Genomic DNA, 23,220 nt, shown 5'->3' on the forward strand with positions numbered 1-23,220 from the left:
AGGGGGCGCGGCGCCGACCCTGGCTAAGAGGATCCCCTGTGGCGAGGGAGCTTGCTCCCGCTCGGCTGCGCAGCAGTCGCAAGCCGGACAATTGAGTCTTCCTGGAAAACTGCTGGGGCCTGCTTCGCAGGCCAGCGGGAGCAAGCTCCCTCGCCACAAGAGCGCTCGGCGCTTGAATCAGAACTTGATGAAGTGCTTGCGATAATGCTGCAACTCGGCGATGGATTCGCGGATGTCGTCCAGGGCCAGGTGGGTGCTGCCCTTCTGGAAACTGTCACGCACTTCTGGCGCCCAGCGTGCGGCCAGCTCCTTGAGCGTGGAGACATCCAGGTTGCGGTAATGGAAATAGCTTTCCAGGGATTTCATGTGGGTATAAAGGAAGCGACGGTCCTGGCAGATGCTGTTGCCACAGATCGGCGACTTGCCCCTTGGCACCCATTGTTCCAGGAAAGCGATGGTCTGGGCTTCGGCCTCGGCCATGCTGATCCTGCTCTCGCGCACCCGTTGGGTCAGACCCGAGCCGCCGTGCTGGCGGGTGTTCCACTCGTCCATGCCGGCCAGCACCTCATCACTGTGGTGGATCGCAATCACCGGGCCCTCGGCCAGGGTGTTGAGATCGCTGTCGGTGACGATGGTGGCCATTTCGATGATGACGTCGGTGTCAGGGTTCAGACCGGTCATTTCCAGGTCGATCCAGATCAGGTTCTGCGGGTTTTGCATGGGGGAGCTCCTCGGCTTAGCTGCGCAGTTTAGACTAGGCAACCGGTCGGGCGTGCTAAACTCGCCGCCGTTTTACCCTATTCGCTGCATTTCTTCATACGGAACACCCATGGCCAAACGCCAACTCAATCGTCGTCAGAACTGGCGCATCGAAAAGATCCAGGGCGAGCGCGCCGCCCGCGCAGCCAAACGTGAATCCAGTGCCGTCGAGGCCCTGGAGGGTGGAGACCTGGGCCCTGAGCAGACCGGACTGGTGATCGCGCATTTCGGCGTCCAGGTCGAGGTCGAGGCCCAGGAAGGCGAGCTGGCCGGCCAGGTATTCCGTTGCCATTTGCGGGCTAACCTGCCGGCGCTGGTGACCGGCGACCAGGTGGTCTGGCGTGCCGGCAACCAGGGCATCGGCGTGATCGTCGCGCAACTGCCGCGCCACACCGAGCTGTGCCGCCCGGACAGCCGGGGCCAGCTCAAGCCGGTGGCGGCCAACGTCGACATGATCGTCATTGTCTTCGCCCCGCTGCCCGAGCCCCACGCCAACCTGATCGACCGTTACCTGGTGGCGGCCGAACACGCCGGCATCCGCCCGTTGCTGTTGCTCAACAAATTCGACCTGATCGACGAACACAACGCCCCGGCGCTGAACGCCCTGCTGTCGGTCTATCGGGATCTGGGTTACCCGGTGCTGGAAGTCTCGGCCCATCACGGCAACGGTATGGAGCAATTGCAGCAGCAACTCGATGGGCGCATCAGCGTGTTTGTCGGCCAGTCCGGCGTCGGCAAGTCGTCGCTGGTCAACAGCCTGCTGCCGGAAGTCGAGACCCGCGTCGGGCCGTTGTCCGAGCTGTCCGGCCAAGGCACCCATACCACTACCACCGCGCGACTGTTCCACTTTCCCGGCGGCGGTGAGCTGATCGACTCGCCGGGCATCCGCGAGTTTGGCCTGGGCCACGTCAGCCGGGCCGATGTCGAAGCCGGATTCATCGAGTTCAACGACCTGATCGGCACCTGCCGATTCCGCGACTGCAAGCACGACCGCGAACCCGGCTGCGCCTTGCTCAAGGCGCTGGAAGAAGGCCGCGTGCATCAACAACGGATGAACAGCTACCGTTCGATCATTGCGAGCTTGCCGGAAAGCAGTTACTGACCTGCACGCAATGTAGGCTCGATCATTCTGTGGCGAGGGAGCTTGCTCCCGCTGGCCTGCGAAGCAGGCCCCAGCAGTTTTCCAGGAAGACTCAATTGTCCGGTTTGCGACTGCTGCGCAGCCGAGCGGGAGCAAGCTCCCTCGCCACAAAAAGCGAGCACGTCTCTAGTGAACAGTGCTCATGAAAAAGCCGACAACGATGTCGGCTTTTTTATTGGGTCACTGCGCTGGCGGCTCCGCCGGTTTCGGCGCGGCGTCGTCGAACAGGTTCAGGCGCTCGCGCAACTCATGGGCCGGCACTGGTTGCTGGTCCGCCGGCAGCGCGTTCGGATCGGCGGCCGCGCCAGGCGTGGCGGGCGATGCAGGCACTTCACCCGGCGCGCCCTCGCCCGGGGCCGGGTCTGGCGCCGGATCGTCGGTCTGCGAACCTTCGATGGCTTTCTGGGCTTTCTTGGTCAACACCACGATGTCGATGCGGCGGTTGACCGGGTTGAACGGATCCTTGCGATCGAACAGTGCCGAAGACGCATAACCGACAACCCGCGCCACTTGCTCATCCGGATAGCTGCCCGCTACCAGAGCACGCCGTGCCGCGTTGGCCCGGTTGGCCGACAGTTCCCAGTTACCGAAGTCGCCTTTGCCGACGTAAGGCTTGGCATCGGTGTGGCCACTGATGCTGATCTTGTTCGGCACCGCTTTGATGGTATCGGCCATGGCCAGCAGGATGTCTTCGAAATACGGCTTCAGGCGCGCACTGCCAGAGTCGAACATCGGACGGTTATCGGCGTCCATGATCTGGATGCGCAGGCCGTTCGGTGTGATCTCGAAAAGGATCTGGTCCTTGAATTTCTGCAGTTCCGGGTTCTCTTCAACCTTGTTCTGCAATTCCTGCAGGAGCAGTTCAAGGCGTTCGCGCTCGACCTGCTCGGCCACGCCTTCGGCCTCATTGGCGTCGACCGTCGCCTTGTCAGGCTGAGGCTGGGATTTGACCTCGGGGTTGAGGGTATTTTCCGGCGCCAGGACCGGCGAGCCGCCCAGGTCGATGATGTACGGCGTGCCGCTCTCGGAAAAACCGATCGGATCCTTGAAGTAACCGGCGATTGCGATTTTCTGTTCCGGGGTCGCGGTGGACAGCAGCCACAGCACCAGGAAGAACGCCATCATCGCCGTGGCGAAGTCGGCGAAGGCAATCTTCCAGGCGCCGCCATGGTGCCCGCCGGCAATGCGCTTGACGCGCTTGACTATAATGGGCTGGTTATTTTCCATGGCTTAGCGACCGCGAACCGCTTGTTCCAGCTCGGCGAAGCTTGGACGGTGCGCCGGGTACAGGACCTTGCGACCGAACTCCACCGCCAGCGACGGCGGCATGCCCGAGGCCGAAGCCACCAGGGAAGCCTTGATGGCCTCATAGACGTTGAGTTCTTCCTTGGCGTCATGCGCCAGGGAATGGGCCAGCGGGCCGAAGAAACCGTACGCCGCCAGAATACCGAAGAAAGTACCCACCAATGCCGCGCCCACGTGCAGACCGATGGACGCCTGATCGCCTTCACCCAGGGATGCCATGGTCACCACGATGCCCAATACCGCCGCAACGATACCGAAACCGGGCATGCCGTCGGCGATGCCGTTGACTGCATGGGACGGGTGCTCAAGGTCTTCCTTGAGGCTGTACAGCTCCATGTCGAACAAACCTTCAAGCTCATGGGGGGCCATGTTGCCGGACGACATGATGCGCAGGTAATCACAGATGAACGCCGTCATGCGCTCGTCTTTCAGCACCGAGGGGTACTTGGCGAAGATCGGGCTGGCGGCGGCGTCTTCGATGTCACCCTCGATCGCCATCATGCCTTCGCGGCGGCTTTTGTTGAGGATCTCGTAGACCAGCCCCAGCACCTCGAGATAGAAGGTGTGGCTGAAACGCGAGCCGAACATGCTCAAGGATTTCTTGAGCACATGCATTGTCATATAGCCAGGGTTGGCCTGCAGGAATGCACCAAGGGCAGCACCGCCGATGATCAACACCTCGAAAGGCTGGACCAGGGCGGCAATCTTGCCATGGGAGAGCACGTATCCGCCGAGCACGCTCGCGAACACGACGATGATGCCGATAATTTTAGCCATAGATAGAAAGTACTTATTTAAGTCGGGTTCAAGGTCATATTCGGAAGCTGAAAAATCTCTTCTTCTACTTATCGGCAAAACTGCGCCAGACTATAGCCAGTTCCGGCGAAAAGCCAATTTTGCCCCGTTCCGGGCGTAGATACCCCATGCGATGATCACGTCCAACCATGGCTAACGAAACGAACGTCCCAACTCCAAGACCGACCACCCTCGAAGGCTGGGTAAAGCTGCTCGAGGGCGTGCACCTGCCGGTACCCCAGGCCAGCCACGACCTGGTCTGCAAGGCGATTGGCGACAGTCGCCGCTCGTTGCGTGACATCGCCGAATTGATGCAGGACAGCCCCGCGCTGGCCCTGAGCGTCATCCGCGAAGCCAACCACCACACGCACGGCACCCTGGCGGAACCGGCGGAAAACCTTGAGGTGGCCATCAACCGCCTCGGCCTCAAGCGCACCGAAGAACTGCTTGCTCGCCTGCCCTCACTGCCGGGGCAGCAGATTCCCTTGGCCCTGCGCCAGTTGCAATTGATCAGCCAGCACGCCACGCAACAGGCCAACGGTTTTTTTGCCAGCCGCCTGGCGCGGCTGTGGCAAGACATCCATTGGGGCAGCCTGCTGTTCCTGTCACCGCTCTGGCCGCTGGCCCTTACTCATCCACGATTGCTCGGGGAATGGGAGCTGCGCGTCGTTCATAAAGGCCAGCCAGCCGGCGAAGTGGAGCGTGAACTGTTCGGCGTCAGCCTGCTGAAAATCTGCCTGGCATTGGTGGAGACCTGGCGCCTGCCGGTCTGGGTAGCGCAGGGCTATCGCCTGCTGCTCAACGAGCGTCGCGAACTGGTCAAAGTGCTGCGCATTGCGCGCGACAGTGAGCATCCGCTGCGCCAACAGAATCGCCTGGACGACGACCCGACCCTGCGGCGCTGGCTCAATCAGCCCGCCAACACCGTGCTGCTGGCCAACGGCCTGGCACTTTCGGCACAGCAGGCCTGGGACAGCCCGCACAGCGCCCGCTGGCAATACCTGACCAGCCTGTATCTGCAGATGCCGATGGACGACATTCAGCAACAGCTTCATCAACAGGCCGCCAACAGCGCGCGCCAGCACGCCATGCCGGACCTCTGGCATCCCGCCGTGGCGCTGATCTGGCCGCCGGGCAGCAAGCGGGTCCACCCAGGTTTGCTGCCCGCCGCCCCGCCCAGCGCCCAGGACCTGAGCCAATGGCGCAAACAATGCGCCGCGTTGCTGGTGGAGCCGAGCCCGTTCCGCAACGCCATGCACCTGACCACCTCCGCACGGGATGCGCTAGCGGCATGTGGCATGCGCCGGGTCATGATCTTGATGGCCGACCGCAGCCAGACCAGCGTACGCGTGCATCAGACTGCCGGTTTGCCCAAGGAAGCGGCGGCCATGAGCTTCTCCATCAGCCTAAGCAAAATCTTGCAACGATTACTTGCCCAGCAGGCCCAGGTTCGCCTGACCCCGCAAAACAACGCCCAATATTCGGCATTGCTGCCAGCGGGCCTGCGCAGCCTGTTTCGCGGCGAGCACCTGCTGCTGCGCTCTCTGACCTGTAACGGTCGAGTAATTATGCTGGTGGTGGTGGACCAGGGCGGCGGACCATTTTCGGATGTGACGGTACAAGCGTTCGGTAAAACCGTGCAGTGCATTGAGCGCGCCCTGCACAGCTTCACCAACCGCGGCCGCTGAACTTGCTACAATCCTTTCCCTTTGCGCCCCAGGAGACCTCACATGCCTGACTTCTCTGGCTTGCCGCTGGTAATCGAACCGAGCGAACTGCTGCCGCGCCTCGATGCTGCCGAGCTGATTCTGGTGGACCTCACCAGCGCGGCCCGCTACAGCAGCGGGCACATCCCCGGCGCGCGTTTCGTCGATCCCAAGCGCACGCAACTGGGTCAGCCTCCGGCCCCAGGCCTGTTGCCGGCAAAAGCCGACCTTGAGGCGCTGTTCGGCGAACTCGGACACAACCCCAACGCCGTCTACGTGGTGTATGACGATGAAGGCGGTGGTTGGGCCGGGCGCTTCATCTGGCTGTTGGACGTGATCGGTCATTCGAATTATCACTACCTCGACGGTGGCTTGCTGTCCTGGCTGGATGAGGGCCTGCCGGTGTCCACTGAAATGCCCGCGCCCGGCGCAGGCCCGGTGAGCCTTGAGCTGCACGACGAACCCACTGCCACCCGCGAATACCTGCAAGGCCGCCTCGGCGCTGCCGACCTGGCGATCTGGGATGCACGCGGCCCGCTGGAGTACTCCGGCGAAAAAGTCGTCGCGGCCAGAGGCGGCCACATTCCCGGCGCGGTGAACTTCGAATGGACCGCCGGCATGGACCCGACGCGCAACCTGCGCATTCGCAAGGACATGCCCCAGATCCTCGAACAGCTGGGCATCACGCCCGACAAGGAAATCATTACCCACTGCCAGACTCACCACCGCTCTGGCTTCACCTATCTGGTGGCCAAGGCGCTCGGTTATCCGCGAGTCAAAGGCTACGCCGGTTCCTGGGGCGAATGGGGCAACCACCCTGACACCCCGATCGAGCTTTGAAGATTCCTAAGGACATTTAATGAAGAACCGCTTGTTCATCCTTTCCCAATACCTGCTGCCGCACCACTTGCTGTCGCGCCTCGCCGGCTGCATCGCCGAATGCCGCGTGCGCTGGTTCAAGAACGCCTTTACGGCCTGGTTCGCCAAGCGCTACCAGGTGGATATGTCCCAGGCCCTGGTGGAAGACCTGAGCGCCTACGAGCACTTCAACGCTTTCTTCACCCGCGCGCTGAAAGACGGTGCCCGCCCCCTGGATCAAACCCCAGGCGCGATTCTCAGCCCCGCCGACGGCGCCGTCAGCCAGCTCGGCCCGATCGAGCATGGCCGCGTGTTCCAGGCCAAGGGCCACAGCTTCAGCGTGCTGGAACTGCTCGGCGGCGATGCGGCCAACGCGGCGCCATTCATGGGCGGCGACTTCGCAACGATTTACCTGTCGCCCAAGGATTACCACCGCGTGCACATGCCGTTGGCCGGCACGCTGCGGGAAATGGTCTACATCCCGGGGCGCATTTTCTCGGTCAACCAGACCACTGCCGAGAACGTTCCGGAGCTGTTCGCCCGCAACGAACGCGTAGCGTGCATTTTCGACACCGAACGCGGGCCGATGGCCGTGGTGCTGGTGGGTGCAATGATCGTGGCGTCCATCGAGACGGTCTGGGCCGGCCTGGTGACACCGCCCAAGCGCGAACTCAAGACCTTCCGTTATGACGAAGCCGCCCGTGCGCCGATTCATCTGGAAAAAGGCGCCGAGCTGGGCCGCTTCAAACTGGGTTCGACCGCTATCGTGCTGTTCGGGCCGGATCAAGTGAAGTGGGCCGAAGACCTGGTAGCCGGCTCGCCGGTGCAGATGGGTCAAGGACTGGCATTACCCAAGGCTTGATCACCGAGGCAGCGACTTGGGTCGCTGCCATCGCCGGCGGTCTTCCCCCACGCCTTGGACCTCAGCCCTGGCTCCCATTCACTGCCCCTGGAATAGGTATGACACGTTCGGTTTTTACCAGATACACCGTGCTAGTTCTGATGATCGGATTCACCGTACACCTGACAGGGCTACTTTTCATCACCGACGGCAGCACCTACACGACAATTTCCAACCTGAGCCTGTTCCTGCCTGCATTGCTTTTGTGCATTGTCGACGCACGCCTGCGCCAAAGCCTGGTGCAGAAGTGCTATTGGCCGGTCCTGCTGATGCTGGCTTTCTCATTGCTGATCGCGCTCCTGAACTCCGGCTCGACGACGTCCGCCTTCTCGCAGTTCAAAACCGTGCTGTACGTGACCTTGTACCTCGGCACTGTGCATATACTGGCTCGAGAGGGGCTGCTTGAAAAAAGCCTCACGTTTGCCTTCGCCGTGGCAGGACTCTTTGCAATCGCAGGCCTGCTGATTCATTTCGTACAGCAAGACCAGAACATCTTTTTCATGGGTGGACGCTTATTCAACCTGGGGTATGGCGACTACGCGAATTTCAAGAACCCGATCATCGCTGCGCTGTACTACGGCTTTTTTGGCATCTACGGGTTCCACCTCTTGCTGACCAAACCCTGCGGGCCATGGCTCAGAGTTTTTTACATGGCATGCGTGGCAGGCCTGTCGCTGTACCTGTTCTGCACCCTTTCAAGGGCCGTCTGGCTTGGGTATGGCCTGGCTGTCTGCACCAGCATTGTTCTCCACCACACACCACGAACGCGAAAATGGCTATATCTCACAGGCGCTCTATTTCTGGTGGCAATTGCATGGTTATGGCCGGTCATTATCGACCAGCAAAGTCGTGGATTCAGCCTACGCGACCTGATTTGGGCCGGCTGGCTGAGCCGCATCCAAGAGTTCTGGCTATTCGGGGCCGGTGCGGGGAGCAACTTTGATATCTGCATCCTCGAGGCGCAGTGCTTCAACCAGGTCCACAATCTGTTTCTTCAGTTCTTTTACGAATTCGGAGTCATAGGCGCAACGTTGCTGTTATTGGCTGTTACTCATGTGTTCAGGTACTCGATCGACAGAAAGACCTGGTCTCATCCCTTGGGGTCGGTCGGCTTGCCGCTGCTCATCTTTGGCCTTGTAACGGCCATGTTCGACTACCACACGGTATTCAACAGGCCTGGGGTCTATTGGATCGTCTTCTGGCTCCCTGTCGGGATCATTCTTTCCCAGCGTTTCCTACCAGGCCCTGCACCTTGCAAAGAGGCTGTCGATGCTCATTGATATTTTCCGGTCAGCCAAACGCTACTGGCATATCGAAATCCTTGGTGGCCTGGACAAACCGTTCAGATGGCGCCGGCTTTACCAGAAGTGCCAGCGCATCAACCGGTACCGCTACCTGTTCTGGTTTCGCCTGGCCTACGCCATGCATCAGCAGGACAGCAAGTTCTGGAGACGGCGCGGCAAGCTGCTGAACGAGCGAATCAGTCGCCAGTTCAATGTGGAAATCATGCTCGGCGCCACCATCGGAGAAGGGCTGTGGATCGCGCACCCGAATGGAATCGTCATCACCTCGCACGCCGTTATCGGCAAAGACTTCAGGATCTGGCAGAACTGCACGCTGGGCATCAAGGGCCAAAGCGAAACTGCGCTCTTGCGTATCGGTGACGGCGTCAGGGTACACGCCCATGCCTGCATCATTTCAGACGACCTGGAGCTGGGCGACAACGTGATCGTCGGCGCTGGCGCCTTCGTCAACAAAAGTATCCCGGCCAACCACTTGTACATCACCCGCAGCGTCGGCGAAATGAAAGCCTACGACCCCCAGTCAATGGGCCGCCTGCAAAGCTAGCGTGGCCGACCGGCCCTGCGGCGGTCTTGTACGCCGCATGGCGCCAGGTGTCGCCGCAGCATGATCTTTTGCCCACACCTGCTAGAGTTGGAACATTCCCTTCATTTCCCGCCGGAGCCCATCCACGGCATGAACGAGACCAGCCCTCTCCAGTTACTGCGCGTCTCGACACCGACCCAGTCGCGCCTGTCCTTCTGCGATGCCACGCCACGCGACCTCAAGCGCTGGATCGGCAACCTGCCCAAGGCCAACATCGGTGAAACCGCGCGCCTGCTGTACCAGGCCCTCGGTGAACTGAACCAGTTGCTCACCCCGAGTGAAAATCGCTTGCAGCTGCTCGAACTGCTGCGGCCCGAGGTTTATTACGTCTGCAAGCACCTGGAGCGACACTTCCTGCAACAGGCCATCGTGCTGGATGAGCGCTCGCGCAAGATCGTCAACCTGAGCCAGGCCCTGCAGACTCATTTGGCGATGGGATACAAACAAATCGTTGCGCGTATCTCGCCAAAATTCACCAAGGACCGGGCGCGCCTGCTGGCGACAGCGCTGCAACGGGCGATACATGCCCTCGACGGCACGCTGTTGCGAGCCAGCCAGCTATACAGCCCCGTGCCTGAAGGTTTATGGCTCGATTTGCACCAGCTGTACCGGATCGCCTGTCAGCACCGATTGCAGCACCTCAGCGTTGGCGATGAGCTGGCCAGCCAGGTCCCTCAATTGAATGCCGAGCAGACCTACGTCGTCGCCCTGCTGCTGGGCGCGTCGCGCAGCAACCAGTTACGCCAGAGCCAGATCGCCCGGCTGGCCGAAGTGCTGGAGCCGTGGAGCCAGAGCGTCAAGCTCGACCCGGCCGTCACCGCCGGCAGCCTGTTTGCCGTCGCACCGCAACTGGATGTAGGGCCGCGCTATCGTTCCAAATTTCGCGCCGAACAGCAACCGAGCCTACAGGGGTTCGATCCCCAGCCCCTGGTGCGTGCCATCAGCGCTCACCTGGCGCAACCTGGCGACTCGTCCCTGGCGGTACCTGCCGGCATGAGTGCCGACACCTTGCATCATCTGCAAGCGGCCTGGGGCGAAGCCGCCGAACGCAGCTTCCAACGCACCGAAGGCAACGGCACGCTGACCCTGTGCGTGGGCATGAGCGCGCTGCACTATTACCTTGGGGGCGAACGATCCTTCAGCGAAATCCTGAAGAACCCGGCCCTGCGCAAGGCCCGATTCGAGGCCTCGCCGACCAAAACCAACGACACCTGGAACCAGGCGTTCGACGCCGCGCCAGCCGGCGACAGCGACCTCTTGCCCTACGAGGAAATCGAGTATCCGGTCAACCCGGCCGATGACGACGGCGCCAGTTCCGACAACCAGCATCATTTCCCGACCTTTGAGCTGCCGATCATCAATCACAGCCCGGGTGGGTACTGCCTCGGCTGGCCGAAGGAAGTGCCGGAGCAATTGCAGGCCGGGGAGATGGTCGGGATTCGTGACACCAGCGACCAGGCCTGGAGTATCGCCGTGGTCCGCTGGATCCGGCAGGTGCGCAATGGTGCGATGCAAATGGGCATTGAACTGGTAGCTCCCCATGCCCAGCCTTGCGGCGTGCAATTGGCGCGCGAGCAGAACGAGCAAGGCCACTACCTGCGGGGGTTGCTGCTGCCGGAAATCAGCGCGATCGACCTGCCGCCCACGATGATCGCTCCGCGCCTGCCCTTCCAGGAAGGCCAGCGAGTGTTGATCAATACCAACGGACAGGAAAGACGGGCCTCGCTGGATCGGCGCGTGACCAGCACCCACAGCTTCAATCAGTTCGCTTATCACCCCGAAGACGCAGGCACCGGCGGGGATGGCAGTGACCAGGAAGGCGATTTTGATTCGCTGTGGAAGTCACTCTAGAAAGCGACCAGCTCCCGTGGCGAGGGAGCTTGCTCCCGCTGGGCTGCGCAGCGGCCCCAAACCGAGCGACACGATGTATCTGAAATAACGCGTCGCCTGGATTACGACTGCTTCACAGCCGAGCGGGAGCAAGCTCCCTCGCCACAAGAGCGTATGCCTGGGAAATCGATGCCGGGCTCAAACCTGCCCGTCGCGATCCCTGAAGCCCAGCAAGTACAGCACCCCATCCAGCCCCAAGGTCGAAATGGCCTGCCTGGCTGATTGCTTGACCAGCGGTTTGGCCCGGAACGCCACGCCCAGCCCGGCGATCGCAAGCATCGGCAAGTCGTTGGCGCCGTCACCGACCGCGATGGTCTGCTCCAGGCGAAGGCCTGCTTTCGCGGCCAGCTCACGCAGCAAGTCCGCCTTGCGCTGGGCATCGACGATCGGCTCGACAGCCACGCCGGTGACCTTGCCATCCACTACTTCCAGTTCGTTGGCGAACACGTAGTCGATGCCGAGTCTGGCCTGTAACTGTTTGGCAAAATAAGTGAAGCCGCCGGACAGGATGGCGGTCTTGTAACCCAGGCGCTTGAGCTCGGCGAACAAGGTTTCGGCGCCTTCGGTCAGGCGCAACGAGGCACCGATCGAGTCGAGCACACTGACATCCAGGCCTTTGAGCAACGCCAGGCGCTCCTTGAAGCTGGCGCGGAAATCCAGCTCGCCGGCCATCGCCCGCTCGGTAATCGCCGACACCTTGTCGCCGACGCCGGCAGCCTTGGCCAACTCATCGATGACCTCGGCTTCGATCAACGTCGAGTCCATGTCGAACACCGCCAGGCGACGGTTGCGGCGAAACAGCGAATCCTCCTGGAAGGCGATGTCAACGTTCAGCTCCTGCGCCACGCTGAGGAACTCGGCGCGCAAAGCCTGGGGATCGGCGGGTTCGCCGCGTACGGAAAATTCGATGCAGCCCTTGCCTTGATCGGCCGGAGTATCCAGCGGCATGCGCCCGGACAGTCGGTCGATATGGTCGATGTTCAAGCCGTATTGGGCAGTGATCGAACTGACACGCTGCAATTGCTCGGCGGTCACCTTGCGGGTCAACAGCGTCACGATATGGCGTTTCTTGCCCTGGCCAGCCACCCACTGTTGGTAATCTTCCTCTGACACCGGGGTGAAACGCACCTGCTGATCAAGCTTGTATGCGGTGAACAGGATGTCCTTGAGCACCGATTTGCTGTGTTCGGCGTCCGGGATTTCAACCAGGATGCCAAACGACAGCGTGTCGTGGATCACCGCCTGACCGATGTCGAGAATGTTCACACCACCCTGGGCCAGAACACCGGTAATGGCTGCAGTCAGACCCGGACGGTCGCTGCCAGTGATGTTTATCAGGACGATTTCGCGCAAGGCGCACCCCCGCAGGTGGAAAAAAACCGCATTCTACCCACATTCAGTGACCATCGGGCACCGCCAGTGCTTTGCCGGTCATGGGGCTGTCGCTATACTGCGTGTCAATTTCACGGACAAAGAGCCGAGCTCAGTGAACCGGCCCACGCCAGTCAAAACCGACAACTTCTTCCTGCTGATCTTCCGTGCATTGCGCCATCGCCGCGTGCCGATCGCATTGCGCATTGCCAGCCATAACGTGATCCTGGTCGCCTTGGCCCTGGTCATCTATGCCTGCGTGATGGGCCTGCAATTCAAGCAGGCCATGCACGAGCAGGCGGATGCCCTGGGCGAAAGCCTGACCACCCAGACCGCCACGTCCGCCACCGAGCTGCTGGTGTCCAACGACATCCTCAGCCTCAATGTGCTGCTCAACAACCTGACCAAGAACAAGCTGGTGGCCCACGCCGCCATCTACAGCGTGGACAACCGCATCCTCGCCGAGGCCGGCCAGCGTCCCAAGCCAGGCTTGCTCGGCGAAACCGGCGGCATGTACCAGAGCAAGATTACCTTCCAGGACGTGACCGCCGGCCAACTGCGCATCAGCCTGGACATGGACCAGTTCCAGCAACCCATGACCATCAGCCTGCAAAGCATGGGCATCCTCAGCGCGATCCTGCTGGCATTGGCCCTGGCGTTGAGCTTGCGCCTGGGGCGGCATATATCCACGCCGCTGTTGCAGTTGCGCGTCTGGCTGCGAGACATCGACGAACACACGCCAGCCACCCAGCGCCAGGATGAAATCGGCGACCTGGCCCGGCAGCTGCACGCCAGCTTCGCGCCGGAGCCGGAACCCGTGCCGGAACCTGAAGACATCGACTACGTTGACGAGGACGATGCGGAGCCGGGCTTCGAAGTGCGCAACCTGCGCGACCCGGGGTTCGACGAAAGCGCGCCGCTGCCCGCTGCTCGCCCCGCGCCGCGACATGTGGTGCGCACTGTCGAAGACGACGATGACGACGAGGCCTTTGCCGATTTGCGCGACGATTCCATTGTCGGCGAACCACAACCGCTCGCCCGCCCTGTCGCCTCGAACCAGCCTCAGCACAGCGCCGTACTGGCCGTGCAACTGGGCGCCCAGGACCAACTGCGGCGCCTGCCCCAGGCCCGCCTGAAAGAGCTGCTCGAACGCTATCGCGACTGCCTCGACCAGGCCGCATCGCTTTATCAGGGCGAACTGCACACCCTGAACGACGGCAGCACGCTGATGCTGTTCCACACCGAGGACAGCGGCGACGACTACCTGACCAACGCCATCTGCTGCGGCGAATTGCTGCGGGCGCTGGGTCATCAATTGCAGATCGAGGTCGCCGACAGCGGCATCACCCTGCAATTGCAACTGGGGCTGACCTTGGGCGATGGCTTGTTCGGCCTGAGCCAGATCGACCTGCTGCTGACCGAAACCGCCCAGGACGCCCTCGCCCTTTCCCAACACAGCCGCAACCTGTTGCTGGTGGAACGCAAGATCAATGACGACGCGCTGATCCGCCAACGCGCACGCATCCGTCCGATCGCCAGCCCCGAGGGCGCCTGCTGTGTGGAACGACTGATGGAGCCTTATCCGTCGATGCTGGAACGGCAACTGGCGCGGATGCATGAGCGCCAGGCCTGAGTCCCGTTGCCTGGAATAACGAAGCCCGCAGATGAGTGATTGTCCGCGGGCTTTTTTGTTGGCTTCGATGGCCTCTTCGCGAGCAGGCTCGCTCCCACCGGATCTGTGGCTTGCCGCCCTCCCCCTGTGGGAGCGAGCCTGCTCGCGAAAGGGCCGGGAAAGGCGCCACAAATCCAAAGAGCAGAAACAACAAAGCCCGCATCAACGCGGGCTTTGTCTTGCATCCATACCAACCGTCAGAACCGGAACACTTCCATGTCCGTCCGAATCGGCAGGGCCATCGGAATCTTGTCCTTTTCCTTTCCTGCCGGCTTGGCCGGGGCGGGAGCGGGCTTGCGTGGAACTTCAGCGATAGGAGGCTGGTTGGCCAGCGGCTTGAGCGAGACGGACAGCTGTTCGGCCAGTCGTTGCAGCAGCACACCCTGGGCCTGAACCTGCGCCGCCGTGGTGCCGGCGTGTTGCTCTTGAAGATGAACGATGCGGTTCTCACGCACCTTGCCGCGACGGTCAATCAACCGCCATTGAGCATCGAGTACCGCCGGTTGGGATTCACCCGAGTCCAGGCGGGTAATCGACAGCAGGACCTGCACATCCGGGGTGAAGCCTTGGGTAGCCGGCGCCAGCACCACGCGCTGACTGTCCAGGTGACCGGCGACCTGGCGCAGCAGCAGCTGGTCGATGTCCGAGGACAGGCTGCCGGCCCAACGACCGTCCGTGGCGGCTTGCAGGCTGCCGTCCGGTTGGCGTTGCAGGAGAGTTTCGCGTTGCAGGTAGTCGGCAATCAATACAGGGCCCAGCAAAACCGCCATGCCTGTGCTTTGCGCAGGCTGGGCCGGGGTACCGCTGTCCAGCTGATACAGCGACACCGGCTGGTGCATGCTGCAGCCCGCCAGGCCAAGCAGGCCGGCGAGCCACAAAATAGGTAGGCGCAGAGCAGTCATCGTTCCGTCCAGGTGGCAGCCACAAGGCTTACCACAGTGAAAATACTCGGTCATTATGAAGAACGCTCGGCCACGCCGGCGCTTGAAAGGGCCTATCATCCGTGAATATGCGTTCCGACTCCAGCGCCAAAGTTCCGATCTGCGGCTTTTAATCGCAGACCGAGCCCTCTAGCACGGTCAATTGAGGTTTTCGACGAGCAGTGCATCCACCCGTTGAAAACCCCTTGGAAGCTTGTTGCCCCGCCGACCGCGTTCACCTTTGTAATGCTCAAGATCGTCCGCTTTCAGTGAAAGCGTACGCTTTCCAGCCTGCAGCACAAGCGTGGCACCTTCAGGTAACACTGCAATATCCGTGACAAATTCCTCGCGACTCGCCACCCGTTCGCCAGGAATCCCGATGATCTTGTTGCCTTTGCCTTTCCCAAGCTGTGGCAGGTCGCTGATCTTGAACACCAGCAACCGACCTTCGGTTGTCACCGAAGCCAGCCAGTTGTTATCGCGATCGCTGACCGGGCGCGGGGCAATGACCTTGGCATTGTTCGGCAGGCTCAACAACGCCTTGCCCGCCTTGTTCTTGGCTTGCAGGTCTTCACCCTTGACGACAAACCCGTAGCCGGCGTCCGACGCGATAACGTACAGCCCGTCATCATCAGGCATCAGCACACATTCAAAAGTTGCACCCGGCGGAGGTGTTAATCGTCCGGTCAGCGGTTCACCCTGGCCACGCGCCGATGGCAAGGTGTGGGCCGGCACCGAATAGCTGCGCCCGGTGGAGTCGATGAACACCGCGAACTGGTTCGAGCGCCCCGGCGCCAAGGCCTTGAAGCCGTCCCCGGCCTTGTAGGAAAGCCCGGCAGCGTCGATGTCATGGCCCTTGGCGGAGCGCACCCAGCCTTTTTCCGACAGTACAACGGTGACTTTCTCGTTCGGCAACAGGTCGTGCTCGCTCAAGGCCTTGGCCTCGGCACGCTCGACAATCGGTGAACGACGGTCATCGCCGTAGGTTTCGGCGTCCTTGAGCAACTCGGTGCGTACCAGTTTCTTCAGTTTGGCTTCGCTGCCCAGCAAGGCTTGCAGCTTGGCCTGTTCCTTGAGCAATTCATCCTGCTCGGCACGCAGCTTCATTTCTTCCAGGCGGGCCAGTTGGCGCAGGCGCGTGTCGAGGATGTAGTCGGCCTGGATTTCACTGAGGGCGAAGCGCTCGATCAGGCTGGCCTTGGGATGCTCCTCGGTGCGGATGATGTGGATCACTTCATCGAGGTTGAGGTAGGCAATCAGCAAGCCGTCCAACAGATGCAGGCGACGCTCGACCTTGTCCAGGCGGAATTGCAGGCGCCGACGCACCGTCTTGACCCGGAACTCGAGCCATTCCACGAGCAATGCCCGCAGGTTTTTCAGCTGCGGCTTGCCGTCCAGGCCGATGATGTTGATGTTCACCCGATAGCTGGATTCCAGATCGGTGCTGGCGAACAAGTGCTGCATCAGAGCGTCGTGATCGACCCGGCTGTTCACCGGAATGATCACGATGCGGCAGGGATTCTCGTGGTCGGATTCGTCGCGCAAGTCAGCAACCTGCGGCGCTTTCGACGGTTTTGCCTGCATCATCGCGGCAATCTGCTCGAGGACTTTAGCCCCGGAAACCTGATGCGGCAGCGCGGTGACGATAATGTCACCGTCTTCAACGTGATAGACGGCGCGCATGCGCACCGAACCGCGACCGGTCTCATAGATTTTCAGCAGATCGGCACGCGGCGTGATGATTTCCGCTTCGGTCGGATAGTCCGGGCCCTGGATATGTTCGCAGAGCTGTTCCACCGTGGCTTTCGGCTCGTCCAACAAGCGCACGCACGCTGTGGCGACTTCTCGCAGGTTGTGCGGCGGCACGTCGGTGGCCATGCCCACGGCAATGCCGGTGGTGCCATTGAGCAGGATGTTCGGCAAACGTGCCGGCAAAACCAAGGGCTCATCGAGGGTGCCGTCAAAGTTCGGTCCCCAGTCCGCGGTGCCTTGGCCCAGCTCGCTGAGCAGCACTTCGGAATAGCGTGACAGGCGCGCCTCGGTGTACCGCATGGCCGCGAAGGACTTGGGATCGTCCGGCGCACCCCAGTTACCCTGGCCGTCCACCAGCGTGTAGCGATAGCTGAACGGCTGGGCCATCAGCACCATGGCTTCATAGCAGGCCGAGTCTCCGTGGGGATGAAACTTGCCGAGCACGTCACCAACGGTACGCGCCGACTTCTTGTGCTTGGAATCAGCGTCCAGCCCCAGCTCACTCATGGCATAGATGATCCGCCGTTGGACCGGCTTCAGACCGTCGCCAATATGCGGCAAGGCGCGGTCCATGATCACGTACATGGAGTAATTGAGGTAGGCATTTTCGGTGAAGTCAGCCAGCGATCGGCGCTCTACGCCGTCCAAGCTGTCTGCAAGAATGTCGCTCATGCGGGCCTCATCAGTTCGTTGTCTGGCGCAGCAGCATGGTGCCGTCGCGCTGGGTAAATTCAAGTTTGTTCAGGGCGCTCATGCCCAGCAGCACTTGCGTGCCTTCCAGGCCTGGCGCCACCAGGGCACGGACATCGCGCAACACGATGTCACCCAATTGCAGCCGGTCGATACGGGTGCGGTAGCCTTCGCTCAAACCATTGGCGGTGCTCAACCTCACGCCAAGACCTTTTTCCAGCTTGAGGCGCTCGGCCAATTCCTGCGGGATCGCCACGTCGGTGGCCCCGGTATCGAGCATGAAATCCACCGGCTGGCCGTTGATCTGGCCGCTGGCGACAAAATGTCCCTGCCGGTTGCCGATCAGCTTTACCTCGATAAAACCTTCGCCCTTCTGCGAATGCACCTCGGCATTGGGGTTGAGCTCTCGCTGCTCCCACTGGGCAAAAAACCGCGTTGCCAGAAACAGTGCCGCGCACCAGGCCAGGATCATCAGTACCCGGCCGGCGCGCTTGCCCGGTGGTTGCTGGCTCATGGCGCGGCACCCCAACCACCCTCGGGCGCGGCGAAGCGCCAGATAACCGGCCGCTGCTCGCCGTCAGCCCGCGCACCGTCGTTGTTGTCCACGCCGATCCAGGCGCCGTCGGCGTCGACGACGAGCGCTTCGACCAGGCCGAAGGGCTGTGGATAACGGCGATTATCCTGCAATGCCTCGGCCGCAAACGACCAGCAGCGCTCGACCTTGGCGGTCTGCGGGTCACGCCGGCAGATCTGATAGGCGTTTCGCTCCAGGGTGAACAGCTTGCCGTTGAACAACGACAGATCGGCGAAATCCCGGGAAACCGCCTTGGCCTTGGGAAACTGCGCCGGCTGCATCTCCTGCCCCGCTTCGCTCAACAATACGCAATTGCCGTCGCAGTCCCACACCGTTTGCTGGCGCTTGAGCAACACCAGGCCACGACGCTCCCGTTCGGCGGCCAGCCATAGCTGATCGCCAGCCGGGTTGACCGCCACGCCTTCGAACAGGGCATTAAAATGCAGCAGCATGCCGCTGCCCCGGGCCTGGCGGAGCATGGTCGGGCTGATTTTCAGCCAGGACGCTTCGCCTGCCGGCGATATTCTCAGCACGGCGGCGTGGGACTCACTGACCACATAACGCTGACCGGCGCTGTCGCAACTGATGCCTTCGTAGTCCAGTTCGCCCCCGCGCACGAACGATGCCGCCCAGGTCCGCGACTGCAAGCCCCACGGCAGATCATTCTCCGGCACGGCCGGCACCTCGATACCGACAGCCTCGGCCTGCCAGGCCCGGGCATCGGAGGGTTGGAGCCGATAAATCCGGTCATCGTCGCGATCGGATACCGTCCACATCTCGTTGCCACACAGGGCCAGTCCGGACAGATTGCCGCCGCGCATGCCATCGACGACATGCTCGGACAGCAACTTCAGTTCCGGCACCGGCCCTGCGACTACCACCCCCGCCCACAGCAACAACGCCAGGGCGAAACCGTTGCGCATCAGGCCAGGACCTCGGCCAGATCACCCTTGGATTCAAGCCAGTTCTTGCGGTCGCCGGCGCGTTTTTTCGCCAGCAACATGTCCATCATTTCCGACGTCGCTTCGAAATCATCCAGGGTCAACTGCACCAGCCGACGGGTGTTCGGGTCCATGGTGGTTTCGCGCAACTGCGGCGGGTTCATCTCGCCCAGGCCTTTGAATCGGGTGACCTGCGGCTTGCCGCGTTTTTTCTCGGCCACCAGCCGATCAAGGATGCCGTCGCGCTCGGCTTCATCCAGGGCGTAGTAGATCTCCTTGCCCAGGTCGATACGGTACAACGGCGGCATCGCCACATAGACGTGACCGGCATCCACCAGCGGGCGGAAATGCTGGACGAACAAGGCGCAGAGCAAGGTAGCGATGTGCAAGCCGTCGGAGTCGGCGTCGGCGAGGATGCAGATCTTGCCGTAACGCAGCTGGCTCATGTCCTCGGCGCCCGGATCGACGCCGATGGCCACCGCGATGTTATGCACCTCCTGACTGGCCAGCACTTCGCTGCCGTCGACCTCCCAAGTGTTGAGGATCTTGCCCCGCAGCGGCAGGATCGCCTGGAACTCCTTGTCCCGCGCCTGCTTGGCCGAGCCGCCGGCGGAGTCACCTTCCACCAGGAACAGCTCGGAGCGCATCGGGTCCTGCCCGGCACAATCGGCGAGCTTGCCCGGCAGTGCCGGCCCCTGGGTGATGCGCTTGCGCTCGACCTTCTTGCTTGCCTTGAGGCGACGGCCGGCGTTGTTGATCGCCAGTTCGGCGAGGGCCAGGCCGGTTTCCGGATTGGCATTGAGCCACAGGCTGAACGCATCCTTGACCACCCCGGAGACAAACGCCGCCGCCTCGCGGGACGACAGGCGCTCCTTGGTCTGGCCGGAGAATTGCGGCTCTTGCATCTTCATCGACAATACGAAAGCGATGCGCTCCCAGACGTCTTCCGGCGCCAGCTTGACGCCACGAGGCAGCAGGTTACGGAATTCACAGAACTCGCGCATCGCATCGAGCAGGCCCTGGCGCAAGCCGTTGACGTGGGTGCCGCCCTGGGCGGTGGGGATCAGGTTGACGTAGCTTTCCTGGACGCTTTCGCCGCCCTCGGGCAGCCACAGCAGCGCCCAGTCCACGGCTTCCTTGTTACCGGCCAGGCTGCCGCAGAACGGCTCGTTGGGCAGGCGTTCGAAACCGTTGACCGCATCGACCAGGTACGAGCGCAGGCCGTCCTCGTAATGCCATTCGACTTTCTCGCCGGTGGCCTTGTCCTCGAAACTCACCAGCAGCCCCGGGCACAACACCGCCTTGGCCTTGAGGACGTGCTTGAGGCGAGTGACGGAAAACTTCGGTGAATCGAAGTACTTCGGGTCCGGCGCGAAATACACGCTGGTGCCGGTGTTGCGCTTGCCGACGGTGCCGACCACTTCCAGCTCGGTGGCTTTGTAGCCGTCAGCAAAGGTCATCTGGTATTCGTTGCCGTCACGCTTGACCCGCACCCGCACCTGGGTCGACAAGGCGTTGACCACGGAGATACCCACCCCGTGCAGGCCGCCGGAGAACTGGTAGTTCTTGTTGGAAAACTTGCCGCCGGCGTGGAGCTTGGTGAGGATCAGCTCGACACCCGACACACCCTCTTCAGGGTGAATGTCCACTGGCATGCCACGGCCGTCATCGCTGACTTCCAATGAATGATCGGCGTGCAGGATAACCTGCACCGATTTCGCGTGCCCGGCCAAGGCTTCGTCGACGCTGTTGTCGATGACTTCCTGGGCGAGGTGATTCGGCCGACTGGTGTCGGTGTACATGCCGGGGCGCTTGCGCACCGGGTCGAGGCCCGAGAGGACTTCGATGGCGTCTGCGTTATAGGAGCTAGCGCTGGGAGTGGCCATGGGGTCTCGTCGTCAGTGTTCAGTGAAATAGAGGCAATGGTTCACAGCGAGGTGAAGTCGATCGCCTGATACAAATCGGCGCCAATGCCGGCAAAACTCAACAGCGCCGGCAACTGCTGGGCAAACCCTTGGAAACTGTGGTCGCCGCCGGCCTGGATACGCAACGCGCAGGCACGGTAATACTGCTGGGCGTGGCGATAATCCAGCGTTTCGTCACCGGTTTGCAACCATACCTGAAACCGCTGCGGATCCCGGGGGGCCGGCACTTCCAGCTCGGCCAGGGCCGTCACGTGGTCGTGGGTCAATTCCCAGGTCTCGTCGGTGTACAAATTCTTCTGCGTGCCCAGATAACCGTCGAACATCCGATGCGGGCTGACCGCCGGATTGACCAACAAGGCCTTGAGGCCGTGGCGCTCGGCCAAGTGAGTCGCATAGTAGCCGCCGAGCGAGCTGCCGACCAGCAGCGGCCGCCCCAGTTCTGTGATCGCCTGCTCCAACTGAGCAATCGCCTCGCGCGGATGGTGATGCAAGGCCGGCACCCGCAACTGGTCGCCCAGCCCGAGGCGCGTCATCACTTCGGTCAGTTGACAGGCCTTGGTCGACGCCGGGGCGCTGTTGAAGCCATGGATATAAAGGATCGAACCCGACATGGGCAACTCCCTGGGTGCTGGGCAAAGGCCGGAGTTTACAGGGAGTTTGTGGAAGTTTGGGCGGTTTCGAATACCCCTCCGTCTTCGTGGCGAAGGAGCTTGCTCCCGCTGGGCTACGCCGTAGCCCCTGGAGCAGCAACGCCCGTGCCGACTGGTAGAACACGGTGCCTGGTCTTGGGCCTGCTTCGCAGGCCAGCGGGAGCAAGCTCCCTCGCCACGGGGGGCTTTGTCAGCCGTAAAACTTCATTGCCTCGGCTCAACGATTGTTTCTGGGGGGTTGGGGGTAATCTTGGGCATGAGGGTAACTCTCGTCTACAGGTGGAGCTGCCACGTTCGTTTCCAAGCGAGGGGGTGGCAGCCGTACGCAGGTTGGAAAACCGAGGTAAACGAGCCCGGCAGACCCGAAGGTCTCCCGCGCACAGCCGCCATAACACAAGAATGGTCAAAAAACGACCGAAGCATACGTTATGAAGAACGCTTTCGTGCAGTTTACTTATCGGGTTTCCAAGCCCGGTCGCTGAATTTGCAGCGACGGGAAAAAGACTAGCGACACCCCTTCCCCACCGGCAACCGCCAGCACTCGTCGGAAAAATCCGCTTGCGTCAGAAAGGTCTTCCGACCGCTCCCACAACCCTGGCAGGCTGCCGCCCGCCATCGCGAGCAAGCTCGCTGCCACACGAATCCGTGGCCATTATGATTTTTCCGACAAAGCAAAAATCCCTGTGGGAGCGAGCCTGCTCGCGAAAGCGGTGGGTCAGCTTGCATCAGCATTGAATGTGCCGCCGCCTTCGCGAGCAGGCTCGCTCCCACATTGAAACCGGCGTACCCCCGCGAGAATAAGGTCGGCTGTCAGACCGCCTCGCTTAGATCTTGATCTTGGTCTTGGGCGCCCCGTTAACCACGCTGGCCGAACGCAGGCATTGCGCAGTGGGCAACCCGGCATGGATGCCGGGTTAGCCGCGCTGGGCCATGGATGGCCCTTCGCGGCGGGCCCACGGAGCAATGCCGGAGTGAGGGCATGCCGAGCCTTGGCGAGGTGCCGAGTGGTGGGGCAAGCGTTTTGGGTTACTTTTTTGGCGTCTGAAAAAAGTGACCCGCCGTAAGGGCGGAACCCTAAGCCGCCGTTACCGCAGCAATGGATATGTACCCAGTCAACGAAACCCTGGCCGACTGTCAGGCCGCCATCGCGAGCAAGCTCGCTCCCACAATAGAATCGGAGTACGCCCGGTAAAGATAAGCCGGTTGAAAAGCCGCATTCGTGAGCAGGCTCGCTCCCACATTGAAACCGGCGTACCTCGTGAGAATAAGGCCGGCTGCCAGGCCGCCTCGCTTAGATCTTGATCTTGATCTTGGGCGCCCCGTTAACCACGCTGGCCGAACGCAGGCGTTGCGCAGTGGGCATCCCGGCATGGATGCCGGGATAGCCGCGCTGGGCCAGGGACGGCCCTTCGCGGCGGGCCCACGGAGCAATGCCGGAGTGAGGGCATGCCGAGCCTTGGCGAGGCACCGAGTGGTGGGGCAA

At 61.8% G+C, this 23,220-nt stretch carries 19 protein-coding genes; 8 read left to right on the forward strand and 11 right to left on the reverse strand.

What is annotated here, in order from left to right; genetic code table 11:
- Positions 1-177: 177 nt before the first annotated feature.
- Positions 178-720, reverse strand: coding sequence for an oligoribonuclease (gene orn / locus J3P94_RS24815; RefSeq protein WP_305497212.1), 543 nt, complete (start codon positions 718-720; stop codon positions 178-180).
- A 109-nt stretch (positions 721-829) separates the two neighbouring features.
- On the opposite strand from orn, the gene rsgA reads away from it, so the two are divergent.
- Positions 830-1,861, forward strand: a complete 1,032-nt coding sequence (gene rsgA, locus J3P94_RS24820) for a small ribosomal subunit biogenesis GTPase RsgA (RefSeq protein WP_217861119.1) — start codon at positions 830-832, stop codon at positions 1,859-1,861.
- Between the two features lie 219 nt (positions 1,862-2,080).
- Here rsgA and motB read toward each other — a convergent pair whose 3' ends face one another.
- Positions 2,081-3,127, reverse strand: coding sequence for a flagellar motor protein MotB (gene motB, locus J3P94_RS24825; protein ID WP_434570009.1), 1,047 nt, complete (start codon positions 3,125-3,127; stop codon positions 2,081-2,083).
- A gap of 3 nt (positions 3,128-3,130) precedes the next feature.
- Positions 3,131-3,982, reverse strand: coding sequence for a flagellar motor stator protein MotA (gene motA, locus J3P94_RS24830; protein WP_305497215.1), 852 nt, complete (start codon positions 3,980-3,982; stop codon positions 3,131-3,133).
- Positions 3,983-4,149: 167 nt separating this feature from the next.
- Here motA and J3P94_RS24835 point away from each other — a divergent pair, with 167 nt between their 5' ends.
- The 6 genes from J3P94_RS24835 (at position 4,150) to J3P94_RS24860 (ending at position 11,203) form a co-directional block, all read left to right on the forward strand.
- The gene (locus tag J3P94_RS24835) at positions 4,150-5,688 is read left to right on the forward strand and encodes an HDOD domain-containing protein (RefSeq protein ID WP_434570010.1); all 1,539 of its coding nucleotides are present in this window, start codon (positions 4,150-4,152) and stop codon (positions 5,686-5,688) included.
- 42 nt (positions 5,689-5,730) lie between these two features.
- Complete coding sequence (locus J3P94_RS24840) at positions 5,731-6,546, forward strand: rhodanese-like domain-containing protein (protein WP_434570011.1); 816 nt, start codon at positions 5,731-5,733, stop codon at positions 6,544-6,546.
- Between the two features lie 19 nt (positions 6,547-6,565).
- On the forward strand, positions 6,566-7,426 hold the full coding sequence (gene asd / locus J3P94_RS24845; protein ID WP_434570012.1) for an archaetidylserine decarboxylase: 861 nt from the start codon (positions 6,566-6,568) through the stop codon (positions 7,424-7,426).
- A gap of 98 nt (positions 7,427-7,524) precedes the next feature.
- Complete coding sequence (locus J3P94_RS24850; RefSeq protein ID WP_434570013.1) at positions 7,525-8,745, forward strand: O-antigen ligase family protein; 1,221 nt, start codon at positions 7,525-7,527, stop codon at positions 8,743-8,745.
- Positions 8,735-9,313 carry a serine acetyltransferase gene (locus tag J3P94_RS24855; RefSeq protein WP_434570014.1) on the forward strand — a complete coding sequence of 193 codons (579 nt, stop codon included), beginning with the start codon at positions 8,735-8,737 and terminating at the stop codon, positions 9,311-9,313. Before J3P94_RS24850 ends, J3P94_RS24855 begins: the two co-directional genes overlap by 11 nt.
- Before the next feature lie 129 nt (positions 9,314-9,442).
- Positions 9,443-11,203, forward strand: coding sequence for a molecular chaperone (locus J3P94_RS24860; RefSeq protein WP_434570015.1), 1,761 nt, complete (start codon positions 9,443-9,445; stop codon positions 11,201-11,203).
- Positions 11,204-11,380: 177 nt separating this feature from the next.
- Here J3P94_RS24860 and serB read toward each other — a convergent pair whose 3' ends face one another.
- On the reverse strand, positions 11,381-12,595 hold the full coding sequence (gene serB, locus J3P94_RS24865) for a phosphoserine phosphatase SerB (protein ID WP_434570016.1): 1,215 nt from the start codon (positions 12,593-12,595) through the stop codon (positions 11,381-11,383).
- A 133-nt stretch (positions 12,596-12,728) separates the two neighbouring features.
- Between serB and J3P94_RS24870 the strand changes: the two genes are divergently transcribed.
- Positions 12,729-14,246, forward strand: coding sequence for an AhpA/YtjB family protein (locus J3P94_RS24870; RefSeq protein WP_434570017.1), 1,518 nt, complete (start codon positions 12,729-12,731; stop codon positions 14,244-14,246).
- A 236-nt stretch (positions 14,247-14,482) separates the two neighbouring features.
- Here the strand turns inward: J3P94_RS24870 and J3P94_RS24875 are convergent, their stop codons facing one another.
- The 7 genes from J3P94_RS24875 to J3P94_RS24905 all read right to left on the reverse strand — a co-directional run bounded on the left by J3P94_RS24875 (position 14,483) and on the right by J3P94_RS24905 (position 23,220).
- Positions 14,483-15,187: a PqiC family protein gene (locus tag J3P94_RS24875; protein ID WP_305497225.1), complete on the reverse strand. Its 705-nt coding sequence runs from the start codon at positions 15,185-15,187 to the stop codon at positions 14,483-14,485.
- Between the two features lie 177 nt (positions 15,188-15,364).
- Entirely contained in the window at positions 15,365-17,629 is a 2,265-nt protein-coding gene (gene parC / locus J3P94_RS24880) for a DNA topoisomerase IV subunit A (RefSeq protein ID WP_305497226.1), read from the reverse strand.
- 10 nt (positions 17,630-17,639) lie between these two features.
- Positions 17,640-18,161, reverse strand: a complete 522-nt coding sequence (locus J3P94_RS24885; RefSeq protein ID WP_434570018.1) for a retropepsin-like aspartic protease family protein — start codon at positions 18,159-18,161, stop codon at positions 17,640-17,642.
- Positions 18,158-19,144, reverse strand: coding sequence for an esterase-like activity of phytase family protein (locus J3P94_RS24890; protein ID WP_434570019.1), 987 nt, complete (start codon positions 19,142-19,144; stop codon positions 18,158-18,160). The genes J3P94_RS24885 and J3P94_RS24890 overlap by 4 nt, the downstream gene beginning before the upstream one ends.
- A complete protein-coding gene (parE, locus tag J3P94_RS24895; RefSeq protein WP_434570021.1) occupies positions 19,144-21,048 on the reverse strand; it encodes a DNA topoisomerase IV subunit B in 1,905 nt (634 codons plus the stop codon). The genes J3P94_RS24890 and parE overlap by 1 nt, the downstream gene beginning before the upstream one ends.
- A 41-nt stretch (positions 21,049-21,089) precedes the next feature.
- On the reverse strand, positions 21,090-21,698 hold the full coding sequence (locus J3P94_RS24900) for a YqiA/YcfP family alpha/beta fold hydrolase (protein ID WP_305497232.1): 609 nt from the start codon (positions 21,696-21,698) through the stop codon (positions 21,090-21,092).
- Positions 21,699-23,028: 1,330 nt separating this feature from the next.
- Complete coding sequence (locus tag J3P94_RS24905) at positions 23,029-23,220, reverse strand: nucleoid-structuring protein H-NS (protein ID WP_434574338.1); 192 nt, start codon at positions 23,218-23,220, stop codon at positions 23,029-23,031.

Origin of the sequence: Pseudomonas sp. Z3-8, from assembly GCF_051131975.1 — a bacterium.
Lineage (GTDB): Bacteria > Pseudomonadota > Gammaproteobacteria > Pseudomonadales > Pseudomonadaceae > Aquipseudomonas.

Coding starts and splice junctions, on each gene's coding strand:
- orn (WP_305497212.1), bottom strand. CDS start 720: ATGCAAAACCCGCAGAACCTGATCTGGATCGACCTGGAAATGACCGGT.
- rsgA (WP_217861119.1), top strand. CDS start 830: ATGGCCAAACGCCAACTCAATCGTCGTCAGAACTGGCGCATCGAAAAG.
- motB (WP_434570009.1), bottom strand. CDS start 3,127: ATGGAAAATAACCAGCCCATTATAGTCAAGCGCGTCAAGCGCATTGCC.
- motA (WP_305497215.1), bottom strand. CDS start 3,982: ATGGCTAAAATTATCGGCATCATCGTCGTGTTCGCGAGCGTGCTCGGC.
- J3P94_RS24835 (WP_434570010.1), top strand. CDS start 4,150: ATGGCTAACGAAACGAACGTCCCAACTCCAAGACCGACCACCCTCGAA.
- J3P94_RS24840 (WP_434570011.1), top strand. CDS start 5,731: ATGCCTGACTTCTCTGGCTTGCCGCTGGTAATCGAACCGAGCGAACTG.
- asd (WP_434570012.1), top strand. CDS start 6,566: ATGAAGAACCGCTTGTTCATCCTTTCCCAATACCTGCTGCCGCACCAC.
- J3P94_RS24850 (WP_434570013.1), top strand. CDS start 7,525: ATGACACGTTCGGTTTTTACCAGATACACCGTGCTAGTTCTGATGATC.
- J3P94_RS24855 (WP_434570014.1), top strand. CDS start 8,735: ATGCTCATTGATATTTTCCGGTCAGCCAAACGCTACTGGCATATCGAA.
- J3P94_RS24860 (WP_434570015.1), top strand. CDS start 9,443: ATGAACGAGACCAGCCCTCTCCAGTTACTGCGCGTCTCGACACCGACC.
- J3P94_RS24875 (WP_305497225.1), bottom strand. CDS start 15,187: ATGACTGCTCTGCGCCTACCTATTTTGTGGCTCGCCGGCCTGCTTGGC.
- parC (WP_305497226.1), bottom strand. CDS start 17,629: ATGAGCGACATTCTTGCAGACAGCTTGGACGGCGTAGAGCGCCGATCG.
- J3P94_RS24885 (WP_434570018.1), bottom strand. CDS start 18,161: ATGAGCCAGCAACCACCGGGCAAGCGCGCCGGCCGGGTACTGATGATC.
- J3P94_RS24890 (WP_434570019.1), bottom strand. CDS start 19,144: ATGCGCAACGGTTTCGCCCTGGCGTTGTTGCTGTGGGCGGGGGTGGTA.
- parE (WP_434570021.1), bottom strand. CDS start 21,048: ATGGCCACTCCCAGCGCTAGCTCCTATAACGCAGACGCCATCGAAGTC.
- J3P94_RS24900 (WP_305497232.1), bottom strand. CDS start 21,698: ATGTCGGGTTCGATCCTTTATATCCATGGCTTCAACAGCGCCCCGGCG.